Annotated in this window: 23 protein-coding genes and 1 pseudogene; 13 read left to right on the top strand and 11 right to left on the bottom strand. The window is 64.9% G+C overall.

Going from position 1 to position 22,623, the window contains the following annotated elements:
• The 4 genes from WT24_RS26945 to WT24_RS26930 all read right to left on the bottom strand — a co-directional run bounded on the left by WT24_RS26945 (position 1) and on the right by WT24_RS26930 (position 4,619).
• Positions 1–1,314 (bottom strand): dihydrolipoamide acetyltransferase family protein, encoded by a 1,314-nt coding sequence (locus WT24_RS26945; protein ID WP_060036345.1) that lies wholly within the window; start codon positions 1,312–1,314, stop codon positions 1–3.
• A gap of 1 nt (position 1,315) precedes the next feature.
• Positions 1,316–2,356, bottom strand: a complete 1,041-nt coding sequence (locus WT24_RS26940; RefSeq protein WP_059501892.1) for an alpha-ketoacid dehydrogenase subunit beta — start codon at positions 2,354–2,356, stop codon at positions 1,316–1,318.
• A 2-nt stretch (positions 2,357–2,358) separates the two neighbouring features.
• Positions 2,359–3,591, bottom strand: coding sequence for a 3-methyl-2-oxobutanoate dehydrogenase (2-methylpropanoyl-transferring) subunit alpha (locus WT24_RS26935; protein ID WP_059501890.1), 1,233 nt, complete (start codon positions 3,589–3,591; stop codon positions 2,359–2,361).
• Positions 3,592–3,992: 401 nt separating this feature from the next.
• On the bottom strand, positions 3,993–4,619 hold the full coding sequence (locus WT24_RS26930) for a flavin reductase family protein (RefSeq protein WP_059501889.1): 627 nt from the start codon (positions 4,617–4,619) through the stop codon (positions 3,993–3,995).
• A 1,218-nt stretch (positions 4,620–5,837) separates the two neighbouring features.
• Between WT24_RS26930 and WT24_RS34690 the strand changes: the two genes are divergently transcribed.
• Genes WT24_RS34690 through WT24_RS26910 form a run of 3 tightly spaced genes read left to right on the top strand, consistent with a single transcriptional unit; the run spans position 5,838 to position 6,890 of the window.
• On the top strand, positions 5,838–6,353 hold the full coding sequence (locus WT24_RS34690; protein WP_156441871.1) for a hypothetical protein: 516 nt from the start codon (positions 5,838–5,840) through the stop codon (positions 6,351–6,353).
• Complete coding sequence (locus WT24_RS26915) at positions 6,340–6,564, top strand: hypothetical protein (RefSeq protein ID WP_060036342.1); 225 nt, start codon at positions 6,340–6,342, stop codon at positions 6,562–6,564. Before WT24_RS34690 ends, WT24_RS26915 begins: the two co-directional genes overlap by 14 nt.
• A gap of 50 nt (positions 6,565–6,614) precedes the next feature.
• On the top strand, positions 6,615–6,890 hold the full coding sequence (locus tag WT24_RS26910; protein WP_060036341.1) for a pyocin activator PrtN family protein: 276 nt from the start codon (positions 6,615–6,617) through the stop codon (positions 6,888–6,890).
• Positions 6,891–7,046: 156 nt separating this feature from the next.
• Here the strand turns inward: WT24_RS26910 and WT24_RS34685 are convergent, their stop codons facing one another.
• Together WT24_RS34685 and WT24_RS35490 are read right to left on the bottom strand one after the other, a co-directional pair.
• Positions 7,047–7,655, bottom strand: coding sequence for a hypothetical protein (locus WT24_RS34685; protein ID WP_156441870.1), 609 nt, complete (start codon positions 7,653–7,655; stop codon positions 7,047–7,049).
• A 98-nt stretch (positions 7,656–7,753) separates the two neighbouring features.
• Positions 7,754–7,878, bottom strand: a pseudogene (locus tag WT24_RS35490) (DUF159 family protein); the annotation flags it as partial.
• A 141-nt stretch (positions 7,879–8,019) separates the two neighbouring features.
• Between WT24_RS35490 and WT24_RS26905 the strand changes: the two are divergent.
• Positions 8,020–9,072, top strand: a complete 1,053-nt coding sequence (locus WT24_RS26905) for a phytanoyl-CoA dioxygenase family protein (protein ID WP_060036340.1) — start codon at positions 8,020–8,022, stop codon at positions 9,070–9,072.
• A gap of 165 nt (positions 9,073–9,237) precedes the next feature.
• Here the strand turns inward: WT24_RS26905 and WT24_RS26900 are convergent, their stop codons facing one another.
• A complete protein-coding gene (locus WT24_RS26900) occupies positions 9,238–10,437 on the bottom strand; it encodes an integrase arm-type DNA-binding domain-containing protein (protein WP_060036339.1) in 1,200 nt (399 codons plus the stop codon).
• Between the two features lie 821 nt (positions 10,438–11,258).
• Here WT24_RS26900 and WT24_RS26895 point away from each other — a divergent pair.
• The 7 genes from WT24_RS26895 to WT24_RS26865 all read left to right on the top strand — a co-directional run bounded on the left by WT24_RS26895 (position 11,259) and on the right by WT24_RS26865 (position 18,478).
• Positions 11,259–12,284, top strand: a complete 1,026-nt coding sequence (locus WT24_RS26895; protein WP_059501887.1) for a substrate-binding domain-containing protein — start codon at positions 11,259–11,261, stop codon at positions 12,282–12,284.
• A 66-nt stretch (positions 12,285–12,350) separates the two neighbouring features.
• Complete coding sequence (locus WT24_RS26890) at positions 12,351–13,379, top strand: ABC transporter substrate-binding protein (RefSeq protein WP_060036338.1); 1,029 nt, start codon at positions 12,351–12,353, stop codon at positions 13,377–13,379.
• 17 nt (positions 13,380–13,396) lie between these two features.
• Positions 13,397–14,221 carry an ABC transporter permease gene (locus WT24_RS26885; RefSeq protein WP_060036337.1) on the top strand — a complete coding sequence of 275 codons (825 nt, stop codon included), beginning with the start codon at positions 13,397–13,399 and terminating at the stop codon, positions 14,219–14,221.
• Positions 14,222–14,231: 10 nt separating this feature from the next.
• Positions 14,232–15,140, top strand: a complete 909-nt coding sequence (locus tag WT24_RS26880; protein ID WP_060036336.1) for an ABC transporter permease — start codon at positions 14,232–14,234, stop codon at positions 15,138–15,140.
• A gap of 12 nt (positions 15,141–15,152) precedes the next feature.
• Positions 15,153–16,184 carry an ABC transporter ATP-binding protein gene (locus tag WT24_RS26875; RefSeq protein ID WP_060036335.1) on the top strand — a complete coding sequence of 344 codons (1,032 nt, stop codon included), beginning with the start codon at positions 15,153–15,155 and terminating at the stop codon, positions 16,182–16,184.
• An 84-nt stretch (positions 16,185–16,268) separates the two neighbouring features.
• The gene (locus WT24_RS26870; RefSeq protein WP_059501879.1) at positions 16,269–17,093 is read left to right on the top strand and encodes a phosphodiesterase; all 825 of its coding nucleotides are present in this window, start codon (positions 16,269–16,271) and stop codon (positions 17,091–17,093) included.
• 185 nt (positions 17,094–17,278) lie between these two features.
• Entirely contained in the window at positions 17,279–18,478 is a 1,200-nt protein-coding gene (locus WT24_RS26865) for an MFS transporter (RefSeq protein ID WP_059501877.1), read from the top strand.
• A gap of 21 nt (positions 18,479–18,499) precedes the next feature.
• On the opposite strand, the gene WT24_RS26860 is transcribed toward WT24_RS26865, so the two are convergent.
• Complete coding sequence (locus WT24_RS26860) at positions 18,500–19,678, bottom strand: EamA family transporter (RefSeq protein WP_059502113.1); 1,179 nt, start codon at positions 19,676–19,678, stop codon at positions 18,500–18,502.
• A 480-nt stretch (positions 19,679–20,158) separates the two neighbouring features.
• On the opposite strand from WT24_RS26860, the gene WT24_RS26855 reads away from it, so the two are divergent.
• Together WT24_RS26855 and WT24_RS26850 are read left to right on the top strand one after the other, a co-directional pair.
• Positions 20,159–20,512, top strand: coding sequence for a type II toxin-antitoxin system RelE/ParE family toxin (locus WT24_RS26855; RefSeq protein ID WP_059501875.1), 354 nt, complete (start codon positions 20,159–20,161; stop codon positions 20,510–20,512).
• Positions 20,509–20,790: a helix-turn-helix domain-containing protein gene (locus tag WT24_RS26850; RefSeq protein ID WP_060036334.1), complete on the top strand. Its 282-nt coding sequence runs from the start codon at positions 20,509–20,511 to the stop codon at positions 20,788–20,790. Before WT24_RS26855 ends, WT24_RS26850 begins: the two co-directional genes overlap by 4 nt.
• Positions 20,791–20,827: 37 nt before the next feature.
• Here the strand turns inward: WT24_RS26850 and WT24_RS26845 are convergent, their stop codons facing one another.
• The 3 genes from WT24_RS26845 to WT24_RS26835 form a co-directional block, all read right to left on the bottom strand.
• Entirely contained in the window at positions 20,828–21,616 is a 789-nt protein-coding gene (locus WT24_RS26845) for a molybdopterin-dependent oxidoreductase (protein ID WP_060036333.1), read from the bottom strand.
• Positions 21,617–21,645: 29 nt separating this feature from the next.
• Positions 21,646–22,278, bottom strand: coding sequence for a cytochrome b/b6 domain-containing protein (locus WT24_RS26840; protein WP_059502106.1), 633 nt, complete (start codon positions 22,276–22,278; stop codon positions 21,646–21,648).
• Between the two features lie 78 nt (positions 22,279–22,356).
• Entirely contained in the window at positions 22,357–22,614 is a 258-nt protein-coding gene (locus tag WT24_RS26835; protein WP_059792334.1) for a pentapeptide MXKDX repeat protein, read from the bottom strand.
• Positions 22,615–22,623 lie beyond the last annotated feature (9 nt).

Raw genomic sequence — 22,623 nt, 5'->3', positions numbered from 1 at the left:
TCACTCCACGAACAGCAGTGCCGGGCGTTCGAGCACCGCGCGCACCGCCTGGATGAATGCGGCCGCGTCCGCGCCGTCGACGACGCGATGGTCGAACGACGACGACAGGTTCATCATCTTGCGCGCGACGACCGCGCCGTCGCGGATCATCGGCCGCTCGACGATCCGGTTCACGCCGACGATGCCGACTTCCGGATGATTGATCACCGGCGTCGACACGATGCCGCCGAGCGCGCCGAGGCTCGAGATCGTGATCGTCGAGCCGCTCAGCTCGTCGCGTTGCGCGCGGTTCGCGCGCACCGCATCGGCGAGCCGCGCGATTTCCGCCGCGATCGACCACACGTCGCGCGCTTCCGCATGCCGCAGCACCGGCACCGTGAGGCCACCGTCCGTCTGCGTCGCGACGCCCATGTGCACCGCGCCGTAGCGCGTGACGACGCCCGCTTCGTCGTCGAAACGCGCGTTGATCTGCGGGAAGTCGCGCAGCGCGATCACCATCGCGCGGATCAGCAGCGGCAGCGGCGTGAGCTTGCCGCGCGTGTCGCCGTGGCGGCGGTTCAGTTCCGTGCGCAACGATTCGAGCTCGGTGACGTCGATCTCCTCGACGTAGCTGAAATGCGGGATGCGGCGCTTCGCTTCCTGCATCTTGCGCGCGATCGCCCGCCGCAAACCGATCACCGGCACTTCGGTTTCGTCGTGGCGTTCGTCGTAGCCGCGCGGTTGCGATCCGTGCGCCGAGCTGCCGCCGGTGCGCGCATACGCGTCGAGATCCGCATGCAGGATCCGCCCGGCTTCGCCGGTGCCGCGCACGTAGCGCAACTCGATGCCCATGTCCCACGCGCGCTGACGCACGGCCGGCGACGCGAGCGGCCGCTCTCCGGGCGCAAGCGCCGCGCGCGGCTGCGCGGCTCGTTCGTCGCGGCGCGGTTTCGCCGGTGCGCGCGGCGCCGCGGGCTGCGCAGGCGGCTCGGCCGGCGCGTCGGCCGCCGGCTTCGACGGCGCCGCCGCCGCGACCGGTGCGGTTGCTACCTTTGTTTCCCGCACCGGTGGCGCGGCCTTCAGATTGCCGTCGCCTTCGACTTCCAGCCGAATCAGCTCGCTGCCGACCGCCATCATCTCGCCGATCCGGCCGCCCAGCTCGATCACCTTGCCCGCCACCGGCGACGGAATCTCGACTGCCGCCTTGTCGGTCATCACGTCGGCGAGCGGCTGGTCTTCCTTGATCGTCTGCCCGACTTCCACATGCCAGGCCACCAACTCGACCTCGGCGATCCCTTCGCCGATATCCGGCATCTTGATGACATGAATCCCCATCTCACGCCTCCATCACGCGTCGCAACGCTTCACCGACCCGGGCTGGGCCCGGAAAGTACGCCCACTCCTGCGCATGCGGATACGGCGTGTCCCAGCCCGTCGTGCGCTCGACCGGCGCTTCGAGGTGGTAGAAGCAGTGCTCCTGGACCAACGCCACGAGCTCCGCGCCATAGCCGCAGGTGCGCGTCGCTTCGTGCACCACGACGCAGCGCCCGGTCTTGCGCACCGACGCGACGACCGTGTCGAGATCGAGCGGCCACAGCGTGCGCAGGTCGATCACTTCCGCGTCGATGCCCGTCTCCTCGGCCGCGGCGAGCGACACGTGCACCGTCGTGCCGTACGTGAGCACCGTCACGTCGTTGCCGGGGCGCACGACGGCGGCCGTATCGAGCGGCACCGTGTAGTAGCCTTCGGGCACCGCGCTCGCCGGATGCTTGAGCCACGACGTGACGGGCCGTTCGTGATGGCCGTCGAACGGGCCGTTGTACAGCCGTTTCGGTTCGAGGAAGATCACCGGATCGTCGTTCTCGATCGACGCGATCAGCAACCCTTTCGCGTCGTACGGATTCGACGGCATCACCGTGCGCAGCCCGCATACCTGCGTGAACATCGCCTCCGGGCTCTGACTGTGCGTCTGCCCGCCGTAGATGCCGCCGCCGCACGGCATCCGGATCGTCATCGGCGCGGTGAACTGGCCGGCCGAGCGGTAGCGCAGCCGCGCGCCTTCCGACACGATCTGGTCGGACGCCGGATAGAAATAGTCGGCGAACTGGATCTCGCAGACGGGGCGCAACCCGTACGCGCCCATCCCCACCGCCGCGCCGACGATCCCGCCTTCCGAGATCGGCGCATCGAACACGCGCGACTTGCCGTATTTGTTCTGCAGTCCTTCGGTACAGCGGAACACGCCGCCGAAGTAGCCGACGTCCTGCCCGAACACGACCACGTCGCTGTCGCGCCCGAGCATCACGTCCATCGCGGAGCGCAGCGCCTGGATCATCGTCATCGGCTGCGTCGCAGTTTCTGTCTCGTGTTGCGCCATGATCACGCTCCCAGTTCCTGGCGCTGGCGGCGCAGGTGCGCGGGCAGCTCCTTGTATACGTCGTCGAACATCGAGGCCGGCGACGGAATCCGGTCGTCGGCCAGCGTCCCGAATTTCTCCGCCTCCTTCTGCGCGGCGAGCACCTCGGCCTCGAGCTCGGCCGTCAGCGCATCGTGCGCGCCGTCCGACCAGATGCCCTTCGCGATCAGGTGGCGCTTGAAGCGCTCGATCGGATCGCCGAGCGGGAAATGCGACCAGTCGTCGCTCGGCCGGTACTTGGTCGGATCGTCCGACGTCGAATGCGCGCCCGCGCGGTAGGTCACCCACTCGATCAGCGTCGGGCCGAGGTTGCGGCGCGCGCGTTCGGCCGCCCAGCTCGACGCCGCGTAGATCGCGAGGAAGTCGTTGCCGTCGACGCGCAGCGACGCGATCCCGCAGCCGACGCCGCGTCCGGCGAAGGTCGTGCCCTCGCCGCCCGCGATCGCCTGGAACGTCGAGATCGCCCACTGGTTGTTGACCACGTTCAATACGACCGGCGCGCGGTACACGTGCGCGAACGTGAGCGCGGTATGGAAATCGGCTTCGGCCGTCGCGCCGTCGCCGATCCACGCGGACGCGATCTTCGTGTCGCCCTTGATCGCCGACGCCATCGCCCAGCCGACCGCCTGGATGAACTGCGTCGCGAGGTTGCCGGAAATGGAGAAGAAACCGGCCTCGCGATCCGAGTACATCACCGGGAGTTGGCGGCCCTTCAGCGGATCGCCCTCGTTCGACATCAGTTGGCAGATCATCCGTTCGAGCGGCACGTCGCGCGCGATCAGGATGCTCTGCTGCCGGTACGTCGGAAAGCACATGTCGCCGTCGCGCAGCGCCATCGCGTGCGCTGTGCCGATCGCCTCCTCGCCGAGGCTCAACATGTAGAAGGAGATTTTCTTCTGGCGCTGCGCGATCATCATGCGCGCGTCGAAAATGCGGGTCTTGAGCATCGCGCGCAGCCCGGCGATCAGGCGCGCATCGTCGAGATCGGGCGCCCACGGGCCGACGGCCTTGCCGTTGTCGTCGAGCACGCGCACGAGGCTGCGGGCGAGATCGGCGGTGTCCGCCGCGGCTACGTCGATCGGCGGGCGGCGGACGGCGCCGGCCGGCGATAGATGCAGATAGGAAAAGTCCGTCTTGCAGCCCGGGCGCCCGGTGGGCTCCGGCACATGCAGACGCAATGGCTCTGACAGGCTCATCGTGTCGTCTCCACGCTCGATTGTGTCTCACGCTGTTTGGGAACGCGCAGGCCGGTTGCCGGCCTGCGCGCGAGCTGACGCGCGGATAAGCACGTCAACCTTGGAAATCTATGCCTTGCAGCGGCGGACGTCGATGCCCAAGCCGCTCGTTCGCGGTGAGCAGATTTGCCATGGCGGATCGCCGCAGTGCGTGAGGTGCGGCCGGCGGAGTCGGCGCAGCACGGGTTTTGCGGTGCAGGGTCGTCGGGCGGGCGACGATCGGGCGTCGCCGACGGATCGGCGCGTCCCGATCATGTGAGGGTACGAAGCAAAAGACCCCGCGAAATCCTCGATCTCTGCGGGGTCTTTCAGGTTTGGGCGCGCGTGCGCCCGCTTGCCAGCTTACTGCGACGCGCGATCGATCACGCGTCGGGACGGAACAGGTCGAAGCGGCTGTCGGGCGTCACGTGCACGTAGGCCGACGGGCCGCCCGCACGAAGAATGATGCCCGCGCCAAACGTGTCAAAAATGCCGTCCTTCAGCAGGTCATGGCGGATATGAACGGCGACGACCTCGCCCAGCACCAGCGTGGCCGGCGTCTCGACACCGCGATGATCGCGCAGCCGGATCACGTCGGTCACCTTGCATTCGAAGTTCACGCCGCTTTCCGCGACGCGCGGCACGTCGACGAGGCGCGACGGCACCGCGGTCAAGCCGCCCAGTTCGAATTCGTTCACGTCGTACGGCACGGCGGCGCAGGTCTGGTTCATCTGCTCGGCGAGATCGCGTGTCGCGAGGTTCCACACGAACTCGCCGGTCTCCTGCACGTTGCGCACGCTGTCCTTCGCGGCGGTGCTCGAAAAACCGATGATCGGCGGGCGATAGTTGAACGCGTTGAAGAAGCTGTACGGCGCGAGATTGAGCGTGCCGTCGCTGCCGCGGGAGGAGATCCAGCCGATCGGGCGCGGGCCCACGATCGCGTTCAACGGATCGTGCGGCAGACCGTGGCCTTGCGACGGTTCGTAATAGTGATGGGTCGAGTCGGTCATGACGGATGGGATTGCGAGAGGCGAACTGCGTTGGAATGCGTCGGTAAGAAGCGCGTGCCAAGTATCACATGGCGTCGCTTTCGTCGCATCGACGCGCAGCCCGAGCCGCACGCGCGTGGCGCTGCATGCATCCGCACCAAACAAAAAACCCCGCGAGCGCTGCATTTCTCGCGGGTTTTTCACACCTCCATCGAATCGGCGCAATCGATGGTGCGGGGACCGGACTTGCACTGATCCGCCGCACCCAATATTCATCAGCTTTTTGCGGATTCGTATTTTCTGCATGCCCCCACATATGCCCCCGGACACTTTGACTGCAATTTGGGACAGAGATCCGGCACAACCGGAGGGGCAAGCATATGAAGAACATAAAACAATGTGGCGGCGAACCAACATGTAGCGTCAAGCCGATTCGGACTGACGTCTCGGCTGTCATTCTCCTCGGCAAGTTCGTTCGCGAGGTGGTCGCAAACCAGCGAATCCCGATCGAGGTCCGCCGTGACGCCGCAATGCTTGTCCGCAGCTTGCAGCGCGAGTCGATTTAACGAGGGCGCACGTGCGATACCTCGCGACCACCGACGTCGGCCAGTCTATCCGAAAAGCTTTCAGCGACTACACGCACATCCTCGTCAATCGTGGGTACACGACGATCAAGCCGGTCTTCTTCAAGAGTGCATCGATCGCCGATCTCCCTGTCTACGTGTGGGCGTGGTGGGATAGCGATGCGTCACCGAAGCGTCAAGGGGGAATTTGTAAACTCAGGCAGTAGCTGCCGACACGCTTGGCCTAAGTGCCGCAGTCGTCGGCGAGATGGTGCGGTCCGGCGCGCTCAAGCTCAACGGCTGCGGCCGGATTCCCATCGGGCAGATCAACATGTTTCTTGCCAGCCCAAAAAATGAAGTGACGACTCCACCGCTCCGACGTTCTGTCTATCGAGCAACCACCCGAAAAAAGAAGCACTGCTTCTCGTCTTCACATCGTCGATGGCGTGACAAACGTTTAGGACACTATACGAAGATGTATAGATTCTCTGTCGCTCCGTATAGCGTTCTGTACTTTCTGCCGCGTGCACCCGACCGCCACCGCACTGACTGATGCGCAAATTGATTCTTCTGATCAACACGAAGATTCCGACGAGCAATTTCCATCACCTACCGATTTTTTGCACGGCAGGATACGCGCTCGACAGAACGTTTTCGACTCAGCGAGGATGCCGACATGGACTCGGACGTACAAGCTGCGCTTGCATTGATCATCGATCAACCAGGCATTGATTCTGTGACGATCGAGAAGCTACTGAATGTACCTGTTGGCTTCATCACTCGACGGACGTACGGTTACGTTCAGCGCGGCCTGATCCGCGTGGAAAAAAGGCCCTTGTACAGCCGAACTGTCAATGTGTATTTCCCTACGCCGGATCTCGTGTCGAACTTCTCGCATATGAAATTCAAGCGGAGAGATCGGAACGCGCCCAAGGTCTGGAGCGACGCTGAAATCGAGATGCTCGTACGCGACTATCCAAGTCGCGATACAGCCGACATGGCTCAGGAATTGGGGGTATCCATTCGAGCCGTCTGGGCTATGGCGGCCGATCACGGCGTCACGAAAACCAAAGAGTACATGCAGGAAAAATCTCGGAAAGTGGCAATGCTGACCAAATCACTTCCACCTGAGCTTCGTGACGTAATTCGTTTGCATAACAAACTGAAGAGGAAAATTCATGAAAAACATTGACGCACTGCGCAATCATTTGTTCAACGCTCTTGAGGCCCTGACTGACAAAGAGAAACCGATGGAAATCGAACGTGCGAAGGCCATCGCAGACGTAGCCCAAGTCATCATCAATTCTGCGAAGGTCGAGGTCGAGCACCTCAAAGTCGCCGGCGGCAAGGGAACGGGGTTCATCAATGCACCTGGCAACGTTACTCACCGGCTTGGCGGTTGATTCATCGGGCGGCCGTGATCGCCCGCCTTCGATCTCGGAGCGCCCGCTCAATGAATACAGTCTTCATGCTCATGGCACAGTATGGTGTTCGCGCGATCATTCCGATCGAGGATGTCTGCCGCGACTTCTTTGAACCACTGACGTTGCCGAACCTGATGCGCAAGATCTCGTCCGGTGAGATTGCGCTGCCCGTGATCAGGATGGAACGATCGCAGAAGTGCGCCAAAGGAGTCCACATAACCGACCTGGCTGCATTCATCGACAAACAGCTCGCCGCTGCCCTTAAGGGGTATGACCAGCGCCGTGGTCGCACTGACAGGGTCTAGCGGGTCCCGCTCCCCTTCTTCCTTTCTGAAATTTCCTCAAGGGCGAGACGTTCTGTCAATCTCAACGGCCGATTACCTACGTGTTCTGAACAGTCCCGTGTTCGTCGCCACCTCGGCCATCTCAGCACATAGAGATAAATTGCCTTTCATAATCTTTCACATCGCGACTTGCGCCCCAGGAATATTTCGAAAGACATCGGCGGACCCCCTCGGTATAAGCAACGTCGTTCGATAGAACTCACAATCCTCAACCGTGCAATTTAAGAGCATGGTTACGCCCGTAATGACAGTGTTTTCCGGGACCGTGAGAATATGACCGGAATCATGGAAGTTATTTCGCACAAACGTGCCTCCACCCAATGCTATGGCGCCTGGACCAACAAATTTACAGTTACGAAACTGTTTGTGCTCATGCAGTTGCTTGCCAGGTAGATGCAAGTCCGCAATATGAATCACTTCGTCCGAAAAATTGGCACGGAGAGGGTTGATACGTGTTGATTTGGCAGCAATCGCGGATGCAACCGACGCCTCCGCTGCCGCTCGCTGTGACGCCCGAACGAGATAGATGATCACGGCAGTCAATAAAGCAGCGATCAAACCCGTCCCGTACCAACCGAGCATACCGAGGCCTTGAAACATCTGGGCGGCACTTGCCAGTACGCCGGCTGTGGTCCCTCCAGCCGCAACAATTCCGAACGTTACTAGCTTCCATGCGAACTCAGCGGTCCACACAGTTAGTCTGAGCGAGTTGAGAAGATTTTTCATACGCCCTTGTTCAAGTTAAAATCGGCAGCATTGTATGACGGTGATAATCGCAATCTCGATGGAACGATAAGATATTTTATTAGTTAGCCAATCGTCGACTACAAAGGTTCGGCTACCATGTCCTCAGCCGGGTATAACTGCAGCATCGCACGCGCTGCCTCGACGTTCGACGTCGTCGGCCATTTCCCCCGTCATCAGATCGCAGGTCGACGACCGGACTTTTTCCCCCGCTTGACCAGTACATGTGCTCAGAAGCTAGTGCACGAAGTTCCTAGTCGCAGCACTAGGCGTTATCCCCTATACAACAAAAACCTTTCCATAACGTTACACTCCCCATACCAAAAAAACTAGGCTGGAGACCAACATGTCGCAGATATTCGAAAACCCGCTGCCGGGTGTCCCATCTGTCGAGTCGCCATTTTTCAGACAAATATTCGAAGCTGAAGGAGTCGATCTAGAAATACAGAGAATCGCCCATGATTTGCACCACAACGGCTTCGCGATCATCGATTTCCCGGACATCGAGTTCGATCAGCTCGCCGAACGTATTAAGAACGATTTGCGTGATCAATACAAATGGGACTACTGGTTTGACGAGGGTTACGAAGTCGGGGATGGCCTTCGGATTCAAGATGCGTGGAAGTTCAACGACGACGTGAAGCGGATCGCAACGAACTCGCATATCCTCGATCTGCTAACGAAACTCTTCGGGCGCCGCGCATGGCCGTTCCAAACGCTCAATTTCCCAGTCGGAACGCAGCAGCACATGCATACGGATGCAGTGCACTTTAGTTCGGCTCCCGAGCGTTTCATGTGCGGCGTCTGGACGGCCTTCGAAGACATCGGTGAGGACGCAGGCCCGTTGCTCTACTACCCTGGCAGCCACAAATGGCCGATCTTCACGAACGAGCACATTGGCATTTGCGCGACTCACCTCGAACGCAAGCCGACGCAGTCGGTTTACGAATCGATGTGGCGGGCACTTGTTGAGGCTCACGAGATAAAACCGCAGACATTTCGCGCCAAAAAGGGCCAAGCTCTGATCTGGCTTGCCAATCTATTGCACGGTGGGACGAAGCAGCTCGACAAGACAAAAACCCGCTGGTCGCAGGTGACTCACTACTATTTCGAAGACTGTGCCTACTACACGCCGATGTGGTCCGATCCGTTCTACGGGAATATCGCGTTCCGCGAGCTACCGAACATCGTAACGGGCGAGATCACGAGAAATGCGTACCTCGGGCGACAAATCCCTATCGAGCGAGTGGGATCAGCACATGTGACTCGCGGGCTCCCTGCCGATTTCGACGCTGAACTTTACCTCGCTGCCAATCCAGACGTGCGCGCTGCCGGCGTTGGCGCTGAGGAGCACTATCTTGCTCACGGTTGGCGGGAAATGCGCAGTCTCAGACCATGATCGTGCGCGACCCTGAGAGTTGGGGCGTGGTTTCTCTGCTTAGTTCTGTGAAGATCCCGCACTTCGGGCACAAAATCTGAGAGTGCCCGGATAGCGCAGCGCACCGATATATGCCCGCTCACGCATGCGGCAGGAGTTAGTATCAAATCAGACTACCTCGTACCCTCATGCGTCCCTTGGGCGGTCGTTGTACAAGTGGGACGCCCTCTCGAGATAGCCGCCCCACCACTGCATCATCCTCCGGCGCTCGGGTAGGTACTCCGCATGGTTATACGCTGCCCGGACTCCGTCCCGCTCGCTGTGAGCCAGTTGACGCTCGATCCAGTCCCGGTTGAAATTGTGCTCGTTCAGGATGGTCGACGCACGGCCGCGGAAACCGTGCCCCGTCATCCGCGAGTGGTAACCCATCCGGTACAGCGCGAAAATTATTGTGTTCTCGCTCATTGGCTTCTTGGAGCTCGAACGATTCTGGAACAGATACTGGCCGTTGCCGTTCAGCTCCCGTAGCTTCGCGATCACCTCGAGCGCCTGTTTCGACAACGGCACGAGGTGCGGCGTGCGCATCTTCATTTTCTCGGCCGGGATGCGCCATTCCTTCTTCTCATCGATCTCGGTCCATTCCGCAAACCGAAGTTCGCTCGTACGGACGAACGTCAGCGCCATGAACTGCAGTGCCAAACGAGTCTGGTAGTCACCCTCGTACGCACTGATCTTTTGCATGAGTTCAGGCAGTTCAGCCTCGCTGACGCGCTTCATGTGCACGACGGTACGTGTCTTCAGCGCGCCCCGGAGATCCGGCGCAGGGTCACGCTCGGCCCGGCCCGTGGCAATGGCGTACCGAAAGATCTGGCTCGTTGCCTGGATTGCCTTGTGCGCGAGCTCGATGGCATCGCGCACCTCGATTTTTCGAATCACTGCAAGCAACTCCGGCGCGGTGATCTCGGCAATCGGTCGCGCGCCGAGCACCGGAAACAGCTCTCGCTCAAGCAGCTTCATGACCCGTATTGCGTGCCCCTCGCTCCACGATCCCTTCCGCTGCTCATGCCACTCGCGAGCGATAGGCTCGAAGGAGTTCTCGCGATCGACACTCCGCTGCAGCTTTACACGCTTCTTTTCGTGTGACGGATCAAGGCCCCTGCGCAACTGATCCTTGATGCCGTCGCGGGCCTTACGCGCAGCCAGCAGCGTCACGGCCGGATAGACCCCGAGGGCCATCCGTTTCTCCTTACCGTCGATGCGATACTTTAATCGCCAGTACTTCGACCCGTTCGGCATGATCTCCAAGTACATGCCTTGGCCGTCGGCCAGTTTGTAGGACTTTTCACGAGGCTTGGCCGCACGGACAGCGACATCGGCAAGGGGCATTTGAGCATGGGGGCATTTCGATGCCCCTGATCAGGAAAACTGCCCCCAACGATGCCCCCAGATTTCGTGGGTGTCAATGGGAAACGATTGGCAACCATGGCATCAAAAATCCCCGCAAGTCCTTGACTAAAAGGGATTTTTGGCCAACCGTGGAGATACTTGGGAGTATATGTGGTGCCGGGGACCGGACTTGAACCGGCAAGCCAATTAAGGCGGCGGATTTTCGTCACACTGCTTCTTTCGAAGCCGGCGTCGCATGCGCGAACCGTTCGTGCGCTGGACTATGCCTTCACCATCGCGCGCGGGCGTGACCGCTGCCCGTGCGCCTTAGGTGCCCCCCGTCTAGTCTCTACACCTTCCTCGCGAGTGCCGCGAGGCTTGGCTCGGCGTTGCCTCGATGCGTACATCAGGGGTTTCGCCGAATTTGAAGGGTTCTGCACCGACCGTTTCCGGCCGGGCACTCAATCGTTTAAGTCCGCTATGTTTACCAATTTCATCACCCCGGCAAGAGGGCGGACGCGATTCTACCATTGCTTGGCGCATGCGTTCCCTCATTCCGCCGCGCCGCAGCGCGACACCGGCCATCGTCGCACCGTTTCCTCCCGCGCATTCGACACCGATACGACACCGATACCACACGGCCGACGATTTCGTCCCGCGCCGCACCTTCGTGCCGATACAATCGACCGCGCGTGTCCGACGGCCTCAACCGTCTGACGTTTGTATCGTGCTTGTCGCGAAACAACGTCGCATGCGTCATCGCGAAGTCACAAACGTTTTCGATAATTCCCCGGCCGAAAACGTTTACATCGCATGACTTCATGACCTCGACCATCAAGGACGTCGCCGCCCTCGCGGGCTTCTCGATCGCCACCGTTTCGCGTGCGATCAACGCGCCGCATACCGTCAGCCCCGCCACGCTGCAGACGATCCGCACCGCCATCGACACGCTGCAGTTCCGCCCGAGCCCGCTCGGCCGGCAACTGCGCGGCGAGCGCACGCGGCTCGTCGGCGTCGTCGTGCCAACGCTGTCGAACCCGGTGTTCGCCGACTGCCTGCAAGGCATCGACGCGCTCGCGACCGCGGCCGGTTTCAAGCTGATCCTGATGACGACCGAATACGACGCGGCGCGCGAACGTCATGCGATCGAGACGCTGCGCGAGCAGCGCGTCGAAGGGCTGATCCTCACCGTCGCGGACGCGGACACGCATCCGCTGCTCGACATGCTCGACCGCGACGGTCCACATTACGTGCTGATGCACAACGACACGCAGCGCCGCCCGTCGGTGTCGGTCGACAACCGCCGCGCCGCCTATGACGGCGTGCGGCTGCTGACCGCGCGCGGCCACCGCCGCGTGCTGATGCTGGCCGGTTCGCTCGCGGCGTCGGATCGCGCACGCCAGCGTCATCTCGGTTATGCGCAAGCGCTCGACGAAGCCGGCGTCGCACCGCTGCCGCCCGTCGAAGTCGACTTCACCGCGCCCGAGCTACCCGATGCGGTGCTCGCGCATCTCACCGCGCACGCCACGCGTCCGACCGCCCTCTTCTGCAGCAACGACCTGCTCGCGATGGTCGTGATGCGCGGCCTGCGCCGCGCGGGTTTCTCGATCCCCGACGACCTGTCGGTGCTCGGCTTCGACGGGATCGCGATCGGCGAGCTGCTCGCGCCGCCGCTCGCGAGCGTCGCGACGCCGAACCGCGACATCGGCCGCCAAGCGTGGCAGCGTCTCGTCGAATGCATCGGCGGCGCGGCGATCGAGCGCACGTCGATGATCCTGCCGCATGCGGTGCGCGACGGCGCGACGGTCGCACCGCCGGCTGCCGAGCTGCACTTGCGCGAGGCGTGATCGCAGGCCGCCGCCACGCATACCGATATCCCCCCAGCGCTACACCCACTCGCCCGGAGACTCACCGTGTCCTTTCGCCTGACCTTGCTGCTGCGCACGCTTGCCGCGCCGCTCGCCCTTGCCGCGCTCGTCGCCGGCGCCCCTGCGGCCCACGCCGACGAAACGGCAATCTGTTACAACTGCCCGCCCGAATGGGCTGACTGGGCCGCGCAGATCGCCGCGATCAAGCAGAAGACCGGCATCCGCGTGCCGTTCGACAACAAGAACTCGGGCCAGTCGATCGCGCAGTTGATCGCCGAGCAGAAGAGCCCGGTGGCCGACGTCGTCTACCTCGGCGTGTCGTCTGCGTTCCAGGCGAAGGACAAGGGCGTGATCGCGCCGTACAAGCCCGCACACTGGAACGACATTCCCGCGAACCTGAAGGACCCGCAAGGCTACTGGTTCGCGATCCACTCGGGCACGCTCGGCTTCTTCGTGAACAAGGACGCGCTCGACGGCAAGCCGGTGCCGCGTTCGTGGGCCGATCTGCTGAAGCCCGAATACAAGGGCATGGTCGGCTATCTCGATCCGTCGAGCGCGTTCGTCGGCTATGCGGGCGCGGTCGCCGTCAACCAGGCGCTCGGCGGCAGCCTCGACGACTTCAAGCCCGGCCTCGACTGGTTCCGCAAGCTGAAGGCGAACGCGCCGATCGTGCCGAAGCAGACCGCGTATGCACGCGTGCTGTCCGGCGAGATTCCGATCCTGCTCGACTACGACTTCGATGCGTATCGCGCGAAATACAAGGACAACGCGAACGTCGAGTTCGTGATCCCGAAGGAAGGCACGATCGCGGTGCCGTACGTGATGAGCCTCGTGAAGGGTGCGCCGCACGACGCGAACGGCAAGAAAGTGCTCGACTTCGTGCTGTCCGACGAAGGCCAGAAGCTGTGGGCCAACGCGTACCTGCGCCCGGTGCGCGCGCAGGCGCTCGGCGCCGACGTCGCCGCGAAGTTCCTGCCGGCGAGCGAATACGCGCGGGCGAAGTCGGTCGACTTCGGCAAGATGGCGGCCGGCCAGCAGGCGTTCGGCCAGCAGTACCTGCAGGTGATGCAGTAAGCGGCCGGTCCCACGTCATGCTCGACCTGACTTTCCCGCTGCGCTGGCGCGTCGCCCTCGTCGCGCCGGCGCTGGCGGTATTCGCCGCGTTCTGGCTGCTGCCGATGGCTGCGCTCGTGCAGGTGTCCGCCGACGGCGCCTTCTTCTCGCACTACGCGGCGCTGCTCGGCAACGCGCGTTACATGAAGAGCCTCGGCGAGACGGTTGCGCTGTCCGCGGGCGTCACGCTCGCGACGCTCGCGCTGTCGACCGTTTCCGGCCTGCTGCTCGCGCGCCGCGAATTCGCCGGCAAGCGCGTGCTGCTCGCGTTGCTCACGTTTCCGCTCGCGTTCCCGGGCGTCGTCGTCGGCTTCATGGTGATCATGCTCGCGGGGCGCCAGGGGTTGATCGGCATGCTGTCGGCGAAGCTCGTCGGCGACAAATGGGTGTTCGCCTATTCGGTGGCGGGCCTGTTCGTCGGCTACCTGTACTTCTCGATTCCGCGCGTGGTCGTCACCGTGATCGCGGCCGCGTCGAAGCTCGACGCGTCGCTCGAGGAAGCCGCGCGTTCGCTCGGCGCGTCGCCGTGGCGCATCTTCGTCGACATCGTGCTGCCCGCGCTCGCGCCGGGGCTGATCGCGGCCGGCGCGATCTGCTTCGCGACCGCGATGGGCGCGTTCGGCACCGCGTTCACGCTCGCCACCGATCTGAACGTGCTGCCGATGACGATCTACACCGAATTCACGCTGAACGCGAACATCGCGACGGCGGCCGGCCTGTCGATCGTGCTCGGCATCGTCACCTGGGCCGTGCTCGCGCTCGCGCGCCGCTTCACCGGTCACACCGCCGCTGCCGCGGCCTGAGGATTCCCGCATGCAATCGCTTTCCGGCTCTTCCACGCCGTCGCCGGCCCCCGCCCCCGCCCCGGCTCCGTTGCAAACGACGCGCGCCGCGCGGCATGCGCCGCGCGTCGCCGGCGCGCGTGCGATCGCCGCGCTGCAATGGGGCGTCACGCTGCTGCTGTGCGCGTTCCTGATCGTGCCCGTCGTGATGTCGGTGCTCGCAGGGCTGACCGTCAACTATTTCCGCGGCCTGTCGAGCGGCCTCACGCTGCGCTGGCTCGAACAAGTGTGGCAGCAGTATCACGGCTCGGTCGCGCTGTCGCTCTACGTCGCGTTCGCGACGCTCGCGATCGTGCTCGTCGTCGGCGTGCCGGCCGGCTATGCGCTCGCGCGCAGCAAGAGCCGCATCGCGCGTGCGATCGAGGAAGCGCTCGTGCTGCCGGTCGCGCTGCCGGGGCTGGCTTCGGCGCTCGCGCTGCTGGTCGTGTACGGCGGCTTCACCGCATTCCGGATGAGCCTGTGGTTCATCGTCGTCGGCCACGTCGTGTTCACGCTGCCGTTCATGGTGCGCGCGGTGGCGGCCATCGCGGCCGGCGCCGACCTGCGCACGCTCGAGGAAGGCGCGGCGAGCCTCGGTGCGTCGTTCGTCACGCGTTTCGTCACGATCGTGCTGCCGAACCTGCGGCCCGGGATCGTCGCCGGCGCGCTCGCGGTGCTCACGCTGTCGATCGGCGAATTCAATCTCACGTGGATGCTGCACACGCCCGACACCAAGACGCTGCCGGTCGGGCTCGCCGATACGTATGCGTCGCTGCGCCTCGAAGTCGGCAGCGCGTACACGATCCTGTTCCTGCTGATGACGCTGCCGCTGCTCGTCGCGATGCAGTGGCTCGGCGTCGATCCGTCCGGTACGCGCGCGCCGAAGAAGCGCCCGCGCTGATTTCTTGCAGACATGAAACTCGATTCCACCCCCATTACCCTGACCGGCTGCGCGAAGACGTTCCGCGGCACCCGCGTGCTCGAACCGCTCGACCTGTCGATCGGCGCCGGCGAAACGCTCGTGCTGCTCGGGCCATCGGGCTGCGGCAAGACGACCACGCTGCGCCTGATCGCGGGCCTCGACACGCCGGACGCCGGCGGCAAGATCGCATTCGGCCACGACGACGTCACCCTGCTGCCGATCGAGCGCCGGCAGGTCGGCATGGTGTTCCAGAACTACGCGCTGTTTCCGAACCTGACGGTGCGCGGCAACGTCGGCTACGGGCTGAAGATCCGCAAGACCGAACCGCGCGCGTTGCGCGAACGCGTCGACGAGCTGCTCGCGATGATGCGGCTCGATGCGCATGCGGACAAACCGGTCGATCAACTGTCGGGCGGCCAGCGTCAGCGCGTCGCGCTGGCGCGCGCGCTCGCGGTGCGCCCGCGCGTGCTGCTGCTCGACGAACCGCTGACCGCGCTCGACGCGAAGCTGCGCGATGTGCTGCGCCGCGACATGAACACGCTGCTGCGCGCGCTCGGCGTAACGACCGTCTACGTGACGCACGATCAGGCCGAAGCGATGGAGCTCGGCGACCGGATCGTCGTGATGGGCGCGGGCCGCATCGAGCAGATCGGTACGCCGCGCGAGATCTACTACCACCCCGCGAACCGGACGGTCGCGCAGTTCATCGGCACGCTGAACCGGCTGGCGGGCCAGTGGCGCGACGGCGCGCTCGCAACGACGGGCGGCGCGATCGTCACGCCGCATGCGGCCGACGAATGGTTCTTCCGCCCCGAGGATGCGCAGCTCGCCGATCCCGCCCATGCGCCGCTGCGCGGCGCCGTCGGCGCGTGCGCGTTCCTCGGCGAGCGCACGCGGCTCACGATCGAGCATGCGGCGCCCGACGCGCTCGTGATCGACGTGCCGGGCCGTATCGCGCTCGCACGCGGTACGGCGGTCGGCCTCACGATCGCGCCGGAAGGCCTGATCGCGCTCGGCGCGTAAGCCTTCGATCGGGCATCATTCACGCAATACCCCACGGCGGCGCACGCCGCCGGGACAACAACCAGACGATTCCGAGGAACGACGATGCTGCTTGCTCAAATCAGCGATCTCCACATCAAGCGCCCGGGCCAGCTCGCGTACCGGCGCGTCGATACGGCGGCCGCGCTCGCCCGCTGCATCGCGAAGCTGAACGCGCTCGTGCCGCGCCCCGACGCCGTGCTCGTCACCGGCGACCTGACCGACTTCGGCCACGATGAAGAGTACGGCAACCTGCGCGGGCTGCTCGCGGCGCTCGAGATTCCGTACTACCTGATGATCGGTAATCACGACGATCGCGCCGGATTGCGCCGCGCGTTCGCCGATCGCGCCGAGCTGCAGGACGGCGAATTCGTGCAGTACGCGCTCGACGTCGGTGCGGTGCGCGTGCTCGCGCTCGATTCGCAAGTGCCGGGCGCGAGCCACGGCGACCTCTGCGACGCGCGGCTCGCGTGGCTCGCCGCGCAGCTCGACGCCGCGCGCGACCGGCCCGCGATCGTCGCGCTGCATCACCCGCCGTTCGCGTCGGGCATCGGCCACATGGACAAGCTGCGTCTCGCGCCCGCCGCCGCCGCGAAACTCGATGCGCTGCTGCGCGGTCATCCGAACGTCGAGCGCGTGCTGTGCGGCCACGTGCACCGCACGATGTTCACGCGCTTCGGCGGCACGCTCGCGTGCGCGGTGCCGTCGCCCGCGCACCAGGTCGCCTTCGACCTGCGAGCCGATGCGCCGTCCGCATTCCGGCTCGAACCGCCGGCGTTCGCGGTCCATCGCCATGCACCCGAGACGGGTATGACGTCGCATCACGTCTACGTGGACGAAGGGGCGGGACCGTATCCGTTCTATGAGCCGACCGGCGAGTTGGTCGACTGAACGACGTGAAGCGCGTGCCGTGACAGGCGGCGGCCGGTCCGTTGGGGTTGGGCCGTTGGGCCGGTTCGCCGCCGGCAGGATTCACGTCGCTCCGGTATGATCGGCAACCTCGACCGGCGCCCGGCCCGCCTGCGCACCCGACGCGTGCGCCGCCTGCCGCGCCGCCCCACTCCGTGCCTGCCGCCATGTCCACCGCCTCCACCGACCGCCCGACCGACGCCGCCTCGCCCCACTACTCGCGCAGCCTGCTGTTGCTGCTCGCGACGATCGCGGGCGTGTCGGTCGCGAACATCTACTACAACCAGCCGCTGCTCGACAGCTTCCGCTCGGCCTTTCCGGACGGCGCATCGTGGATCGGCGCGGTACCGACCGCGACGCAGCTCGGCTATGCGGCCGGCATGTTCCTGCTCGCGCCGCTCGGCGACCGCTTCGATCGCCGCGGGCTGATCCTGCTGCAGATCGCGGGGCTGTCGATCGCACTGATCGTGGCGGCCACCGCGCCGTCGCTGGCCGTGCTCGCGGCCGCGAGCCTCGCGATCGGCATCCTCGCGACCATCGCGCAGCAGGCCGTGCCGTTCGCCGCCGAGATCGCGCCGCCGGCCGAGCGCGGCCACGCGGTCGGCACCGTGATGAGCGGCCTGCTGCTCGGCATCCTGCTCGCGCGCACCGCCGCCGGTTTCGTCGCCGAGTATTTCGGCTGGCGCGCGGTGTTCGCCGCATCGGTCGCGGCGCTCGTCGCGCTCGCCGTCGTGATCGTGCTGCGGCTGCCGCGCAGCTCGCCGACGTCGACGCTGTCGTACGGCAAGTTGCTCGGCTCGATGTGGCACCTGGCCGTCGAACTGCGCGGGCTGCGCGAGGCGTCGCTCACAGGCGCCGCGCTGTTCGCGGCGTTCAGCGCGTTCTGGCCGGTGCTCACGCTGCTGCTCGCCGGCGCGCCGTTCCATCTCGGCCCGCAGGCGGCCGGCCTGTTCGGGATCGTCGGCGCCGCGGGCGCACTCGCCGCGCCGTATGCGGGCCGCTTCGCGGACACGCGCGGCCCGCGGGCGATCATCTCGCTCGCGATCGCACTGCTCGCGCTGTCGTTCGTGATCTTCGCGCTGTCGGGGTCGAGCCTCGTCGGGCTCGTAATCGGCGTGGTCGTGCTCGACGTGGGCGTACAGGCCGCGCAGATCTCGAACCAGTCGCGCATCTATGCGCTGAAGCCCGACGCGCGCAGCCGCGTCAACACGGTGTACATGGTGTGCTATTTCATCGGCGGCGCGCTCGGCTCGTCGGCCGGCGTCGCCGCATGGCGCGCGTTCGGCTGGACCGGCATGTGCGCGGCCGGCCTGCTGTTTACCGCGCTCGCCGGGTGGTTCCACCATCGCGGCGGCCGGCGCGGCTGAGCGCGGCCGGCCACCGCGGCGTCACGCGTCGGTGCGCGAGGCGGCCGGCTCGGCCGCGGGCGGCGGCGCGAACGCCGGAGCCGGGTCGATCACCGCGCCGGGATCCATCACCGCCGCGGGTGCCGGCACCGCGAGCGGGACAGCGGAAGGCGCGAGGATCGGCGCCGCATCCGGCGTGGCGATCTGCTCGGCGACGGCGGAAGCGTCCGCCGCACCCGCCTGCTCGGCCGCGACGGCCGGCGAGCCTGTGGCCGTGGCCGCCGCCGCGGGCCGGCGCGCCGGATCGAACACGAACGACAACCCGACGCTGCCGAGGATCGCGACGGTCGCGACCACGGTCGCCATCGTCACCGGTTCGCCCAGCAGCAACGCACCGAGCGCGACCGCGACGATCGGATTCACGTACATGCAACTGCTCGCGATGATCGGGCTCGTGTGGCGGATCAGATAGCCGTACGCGACGTACGCGGCCATCGTGCAGAACACCATCAGGTACACGAACGCGAACACGGACCCGACGGCCAGCTGTTCGACGCGTTCGCCGAGCAGCCACGCGACGATCGTCGACATCAGCCCACCGAGGCCGATCTGCAGCGACGTCGACAGAAACAGGTCGGACGGCAGCTTGAGCCGCGTCGCGAGATGCGCACCGCCTGCCCAGAACAGTGCGCCGGCCAGCACGCAGATCGTGCCGAGCGCCGAGTTCGCGGCGGCCGCGCCGCCCGAATTCAGCACGACGATGCCGACCATCCCCAGCGCGACGGCCGCCCATTCGCCCTTCGTCACCGGCCGCCCGGCGACCGCCGCGATCACGGTCGCGAACAACGGCACCGTGGCCACCATCACCGCGGCCGAACCGCTGCTGACCGTGCGCATGCCGAGCGCGATCGTGCCGGACGACAACGCGACGAGCATCGTGCCGACGATCGCCGCGTTGCGGATTTCCAGCAGCGTCGGCCATTCGGGCTTGCGCCGCAGCGCGAAGATGAAGAGGCCAACCCCGCCGAGCAGGTTGCGCAGCCCCGACAGCAACAGCGGCGGGAACGACTGCAGCGCGAAATGCAGCCCGCTGTAGGTCGAGCCCCAGACGAAATAGATGAAGACGAGCGCGAGCGCCACGCGGCCGCCGCGGCTTTGCGGCAGGCGGATCCGGAACGAAAAGCGGGCGAGGAAATCGAGGAGGCGGTCGAGCGGCGTCATCGTGCGGCCCGCCCGCACGTCACGCCGCGCGCTCCGCTGAAAGACGCCGGCGATGCCGGCAAACGGCCCACGCGGGACCTGGAAGGCAGAGCGAACGTGCGGAACGACATGGCAGTGCGAACGGCGACGAAAGAGAACCGGCGAGCGGCGGCAAAAGGCAAAAAAAACGTGCGCAACCGTATCGGCTGCACACGCTCGGCATTATGGCATTAAGGATTCGAAAGCATCGTCGGACCTGTCTGAAAGCATATCGACTGATGTTTCGGCGCGACATTTTTCGCGCGACGCCGGATGAAAGCGGCGGCTGAAAAATGGGGCTCGACATTGCCGCCCGTGCCGCGTTCGGCCCATCGCACGCGAGCCGTCGGCCGAACGGCCAGTTGTACATGGCCGTCGCCGTTTCGCCCTTATCGTGACGGGGCGACGCGTGCTGCGCGCCGCGCGCTCCGTTCGAACTGCACCTTCACGCCATACAAAATTTTGTATAATCTTCCCATTCTCCCGCCGAAGCCGGTCGTTTTCATCGGCAGCGCCCTCGACGCGCTTCGCGATTTCCCGCCTGCCGTACGACGCGAAGCCGGTCATCAGATCGACCAGGTGCAGCGCGGCCTGGCGCCCGACGACTGGAAACCGATGCGCACCATCGGCGTCGGCGTTCGGGAGATTCGCCTGCGCGACGCGAGCGGCGCATTCCGGATCGTCTATGTCGCGACGTTCGCCGACGCGGTCTATGTGCTGCATTGCTTCCGGAAGCAATCGGCGCGCACGAGCAAGGCCGATATCGAACTGGCCGCCCGGCGCTATCGCGCCCTGTTGACGGAGTGGAAACGATGACCAACGAACGCTACAAGAGCATCTGGGACGCGCTCGAAGAGCAGCCCGCCGAGGCCGAGAACATGAAGCTGCGGTCCGAACTGATGATCGCGCTCAAGCAACGCCTCGCGCAGCTCGAACTCAGCCAGGCACAGGCCGCGAAACTGCTGGGCGTCACGCAGCCCCGCGTGTCCGACCTGATGCGCGGCAAGATCAACCTGTTCGCGCTCGACGCGCTCGTCAACATGGCGGCGGCGGCCGACCTGCACGTCGAGCTTCAGGTGCGGGAATCCGCATGACGCCGATGCGCGATGCATCTCGGCGCGCATGCGCCGGTCACGAGCCGCCGAACCAGTTGTACCCTTGATCGACCCAGTAGCCGCCCGGAAACGTATCGGTCACGAAGATTTCCATGATGTGCTTCGGGTTCTTGTAGCCGAGCTTGGTCGGCATCCGCAGCTTCATCGGGAAACCGTATTCCGGCGGCAGCCGGCGGCCGTCGTAGTCGAACGCGAGCAGCGTCTGCGGATGCAGCGCGGTCGACATGTCGATGCTTTCGTAATAATCGTCCGCACATTTGAAGCCGACGTATTTCGCACCGGTATCGGCACCCGCGCGTGCGAGAAACGCGCCGAACGGCGTGCCGCCCCAGCGGCCGATCGCACTCCACCCTTCCACGCAGATATGCCGCGTGATCTGTTCCGCGTGCGGCAGCGCCCGAAGCTCGTCGAGCGTCCACACGCGCTTGCCCGTCACGCGGCCGGACAGCACGAGCCGATACGTCGATTCGTCGACGTGCGGCACGTCGTCGATCCCGTAGTACGCATTGAACGGGAACGGCCGCGTGATGTCGGCTTCGGTGTAGGTCGGCGCGAGCCGGTCGGGGCTGAACAGCCACGCCTGCACGCAATCGTTCATGCGCGACACTTTCTCGAGGAACGTGTTGACCGACGCGTCGTCCTGCAACGTGCAGCCGGTCAGCATCGCGAGGCCGCCGAGCGTCAGCACGCGCCGGTTGAAGAGCCGTCGCGACGGCATCTCGAGCGTGCGGCGCACGTCGAGTTCGAGCGACTGCCGGTCGAGCGTCCAGCGCGGCTCGCCGCGGTTTTTTTCGGATTCCGACATGATGATTTCCTTCGCCCGCCACGCGCGGGTCAGTGGCCGCGCAGCATCGCGAGCAGCGAGCGCGGCACCAGCAACGCCATCGCGACGTGAACGACGACGAAGGCGACCAGCAGCGACATCGCCCAGAAGTGCACGATGCGCGCGTCGTCGTAACCGCCGAACAGCTCGCGCAACAGCGGAAATTGCACGGATTTCCAGATCGTCAGGCCCGACAGCACCAACACGACGAGATCGACGATCGCGGTCAGGTACGCGGCACGCTGCACCGCGTTGTAGACGCTCAGGTCGTCGTGCGACAGCCGGCCGCCGAGCGCGGCGCGCACGTCGCGCCACACCGACGCAGGCGTCACCGGCAGCAACTTGCGCGCGAAGCGCCCCGTCGCGATCGACATCGCGAGGTAGAACAGCCCGTTGCCGACCAGCAGCCACATCGCCGCGAAATGCCATTGCAGCGCGCCACCGAGCCAGCCGCCGAGCGTGATGCCGTGCGCGAACGTGAACGACGGATAGATCGGCGACGCGTCGTAGATGCGCCAGCCGGACAACACCATGAGGATCGCCGCGAGCGCGTTGAGCCAGTGGCTCGCGCGCACCCAGCGCGGATGGATCGTCGGCGCGGGCGGCGGCACGCCCGCGCGATCCGTGACAGGAACCGTTTGCATGATGATGACTCCGGGGATGAAGCGGCGGGACGCGGTGCGCACCGGCAACCGGCCGGCCGCGCCCCGCGCACGCATTCGTCAGTTCGACGGGCTCATCGCGTCTTTCTTCATCGCGTCGTCCTTCTTCATCGCGTCGTGGCCCATCGCGTCCTTCTTCATCGCATGCTTCTTCATGCCGTCCTTCTTCATCGCGCCGTCCTTCGCCATCGCGTCGTGACCCATCGCGTCCTTCGACATCGACATGCCGTCCTTCGACATTGCGTCGTTCTGCGCGTAGGCGCCCGTTGCGATCGTGGCAAGCGCGGCGACACAGGCGGCGAGGAATACGTTTTTCATGACATCTCT

This window comes from Burkholderia sp. MSMB1078WGS (genome assembly GCF_001528895.1).
GTDB lineage: Bacteria > Pseudomonadota > Gammaproteobacteria > Burkholderiales > Burkholderiaceae > Burkholderia.
Note: the sequence above shows the minus strand (reverse complement) of the source record. Positions and strands in the feature narration are given on the sequence as shown.

Coding starts and splice junctions, on each gene's coding strand:
- WT24_RS26945 (WP_060036345.1), bottom strand. CDS start 1,314: ATGGGGATTCATGTCATCAAGATGCCGGATATCGGCGAAGGGATCGCC.
- WT24_RS26940 (WP_059501892.1), bottom strand. CDS start 2,356: ATGGCGCAACACGAGACAGAAACTGCGACGCAGCCGATGACGATGATC.
- WT24_RS26935 (WP_059501890.1), bottom strand. CDS start 3,591: ATGAGCCTGTCAGAGCCATTGCGTCTGCATGTGCCGGAGCCCACCGGG.
- WT24_RS26930 (WP_059501889.1), bottom strand. CDS start 4,619: ATGACCGACTCGACCCATCACTATTACGAACCGTCGCAAGGCCACGGT.
- WT24_RS34690 (WP_156441871.1), top strand. CDS start 5,838: ATGGACTCGGACGTACAAGCTGCGCTTGCATTGATCATCGATCAACCA.
- WT24_RS26915 (WP_060036342.1), top strand. CDS start 6,340: ATGAAAAACATTGACGCACTGCGCAATCATTTGTTCAACGCTCTTGAG.
- WT24_RS26910 (WP_060036341.1), top strand. CDS start 6,615: ATGAATACAGTCTTCATGCTCATGGCACAGTATGGTGTTCGCGCGATC.
- WT24_RS34685 (WP_156441870.1), bottom strand. CDS start 7,655: ATGAAAAATCTTCTCAACTCGCTCAGACTAACTGTGTGGACCGCTGAG.
- WT24_RS26905 (WP_060036340.1), top strand. CDS start 8,020: ATGTCGCAGATATTCGAAAACCCGCTGCCGGGTGTCCCATCTGTCGAG.
- WT24_RS26900 (WP_060036339.1), bottom strand. CDS start 10,437: ATGCCCCTTGCCGATGTCGCTGTCCGTGCGGCCAAGCCTCGTGAAAAG.
- WT24_RS26895 (WP_059501887.1), top strand. CDS start 11,259: ATGACCTCGACCATCAAGGACGTCGCCGCCCTCGCGGGCTTCTCGATC.
- WT24_RS26885 (WP_060036337.1), top strand. CDS start 13,397: ATGCTCGACCTGACTTTCCCGCTGCGCTGGCGCGTCGCCCTCGTCGCG.
- WT24_RS26880 (WP_060036336.1), top strand. CDS start 14,232: ATGCAATCGCTTTCCGGCTCTTCCACGCCGTCGCCGGCCCCCGCCCCC.
- WT24_RS26875 (WP_060036335.1), top strand. CDS start 15,153: ATGAAACTCGATTCCACCCCCATTACCCTGACCGGCTGCGCGAAGACG.
- WT24_RS26870 (WP_059501879.1), top strand. CDS start 16,269: ATGCTGCTTGCTCAAATCAGCGATCTCCACATCAAGCGCCCGGGCCAG.
- WT24_RS26865 (WP_059501877.1), top strand. CDS start 17,279: ATGTCCACCGCCTCCACCGACCGCCCGACCGACGCCGCCTCGCCCCAC.
- WT24_RS26860 (WP_059502113.1), bottom strand. CDS start 19,678: ATGACGCCGCTCGACCGCCTCCTCGATTTCCTCGCCCGCTTTTCGTTC.
- WT24_RS26850 (WP_060036334.1), top strand. CDS start 20,509: ATGACCAACGAACGCTACAAGAGCATCTGGGACGCGCTCGAAGAGCAG.
- WT24_RS26845 (WP_060036333.1), bottom strand. CDS start 21,616: ATGTCGGAATCCGAAAAAAACCGCGGCGAGCCGCGCTGGACGCTCGAC.
- WT24_RS26840 (WP_059502106.1), bottom strand. CDS start 22,278: ATGCAAACGGTTCCTGTCACGGATCGCGCGGGCGTGCCGCCGCCCGCG.
- WT24_RS26835 (WP_059792334.1), bottom strand. CDS start 22,614: ATGAAAAACGTATTCCTCGCCGCCTGTGTCGCCGCGCTTGCCACGATC.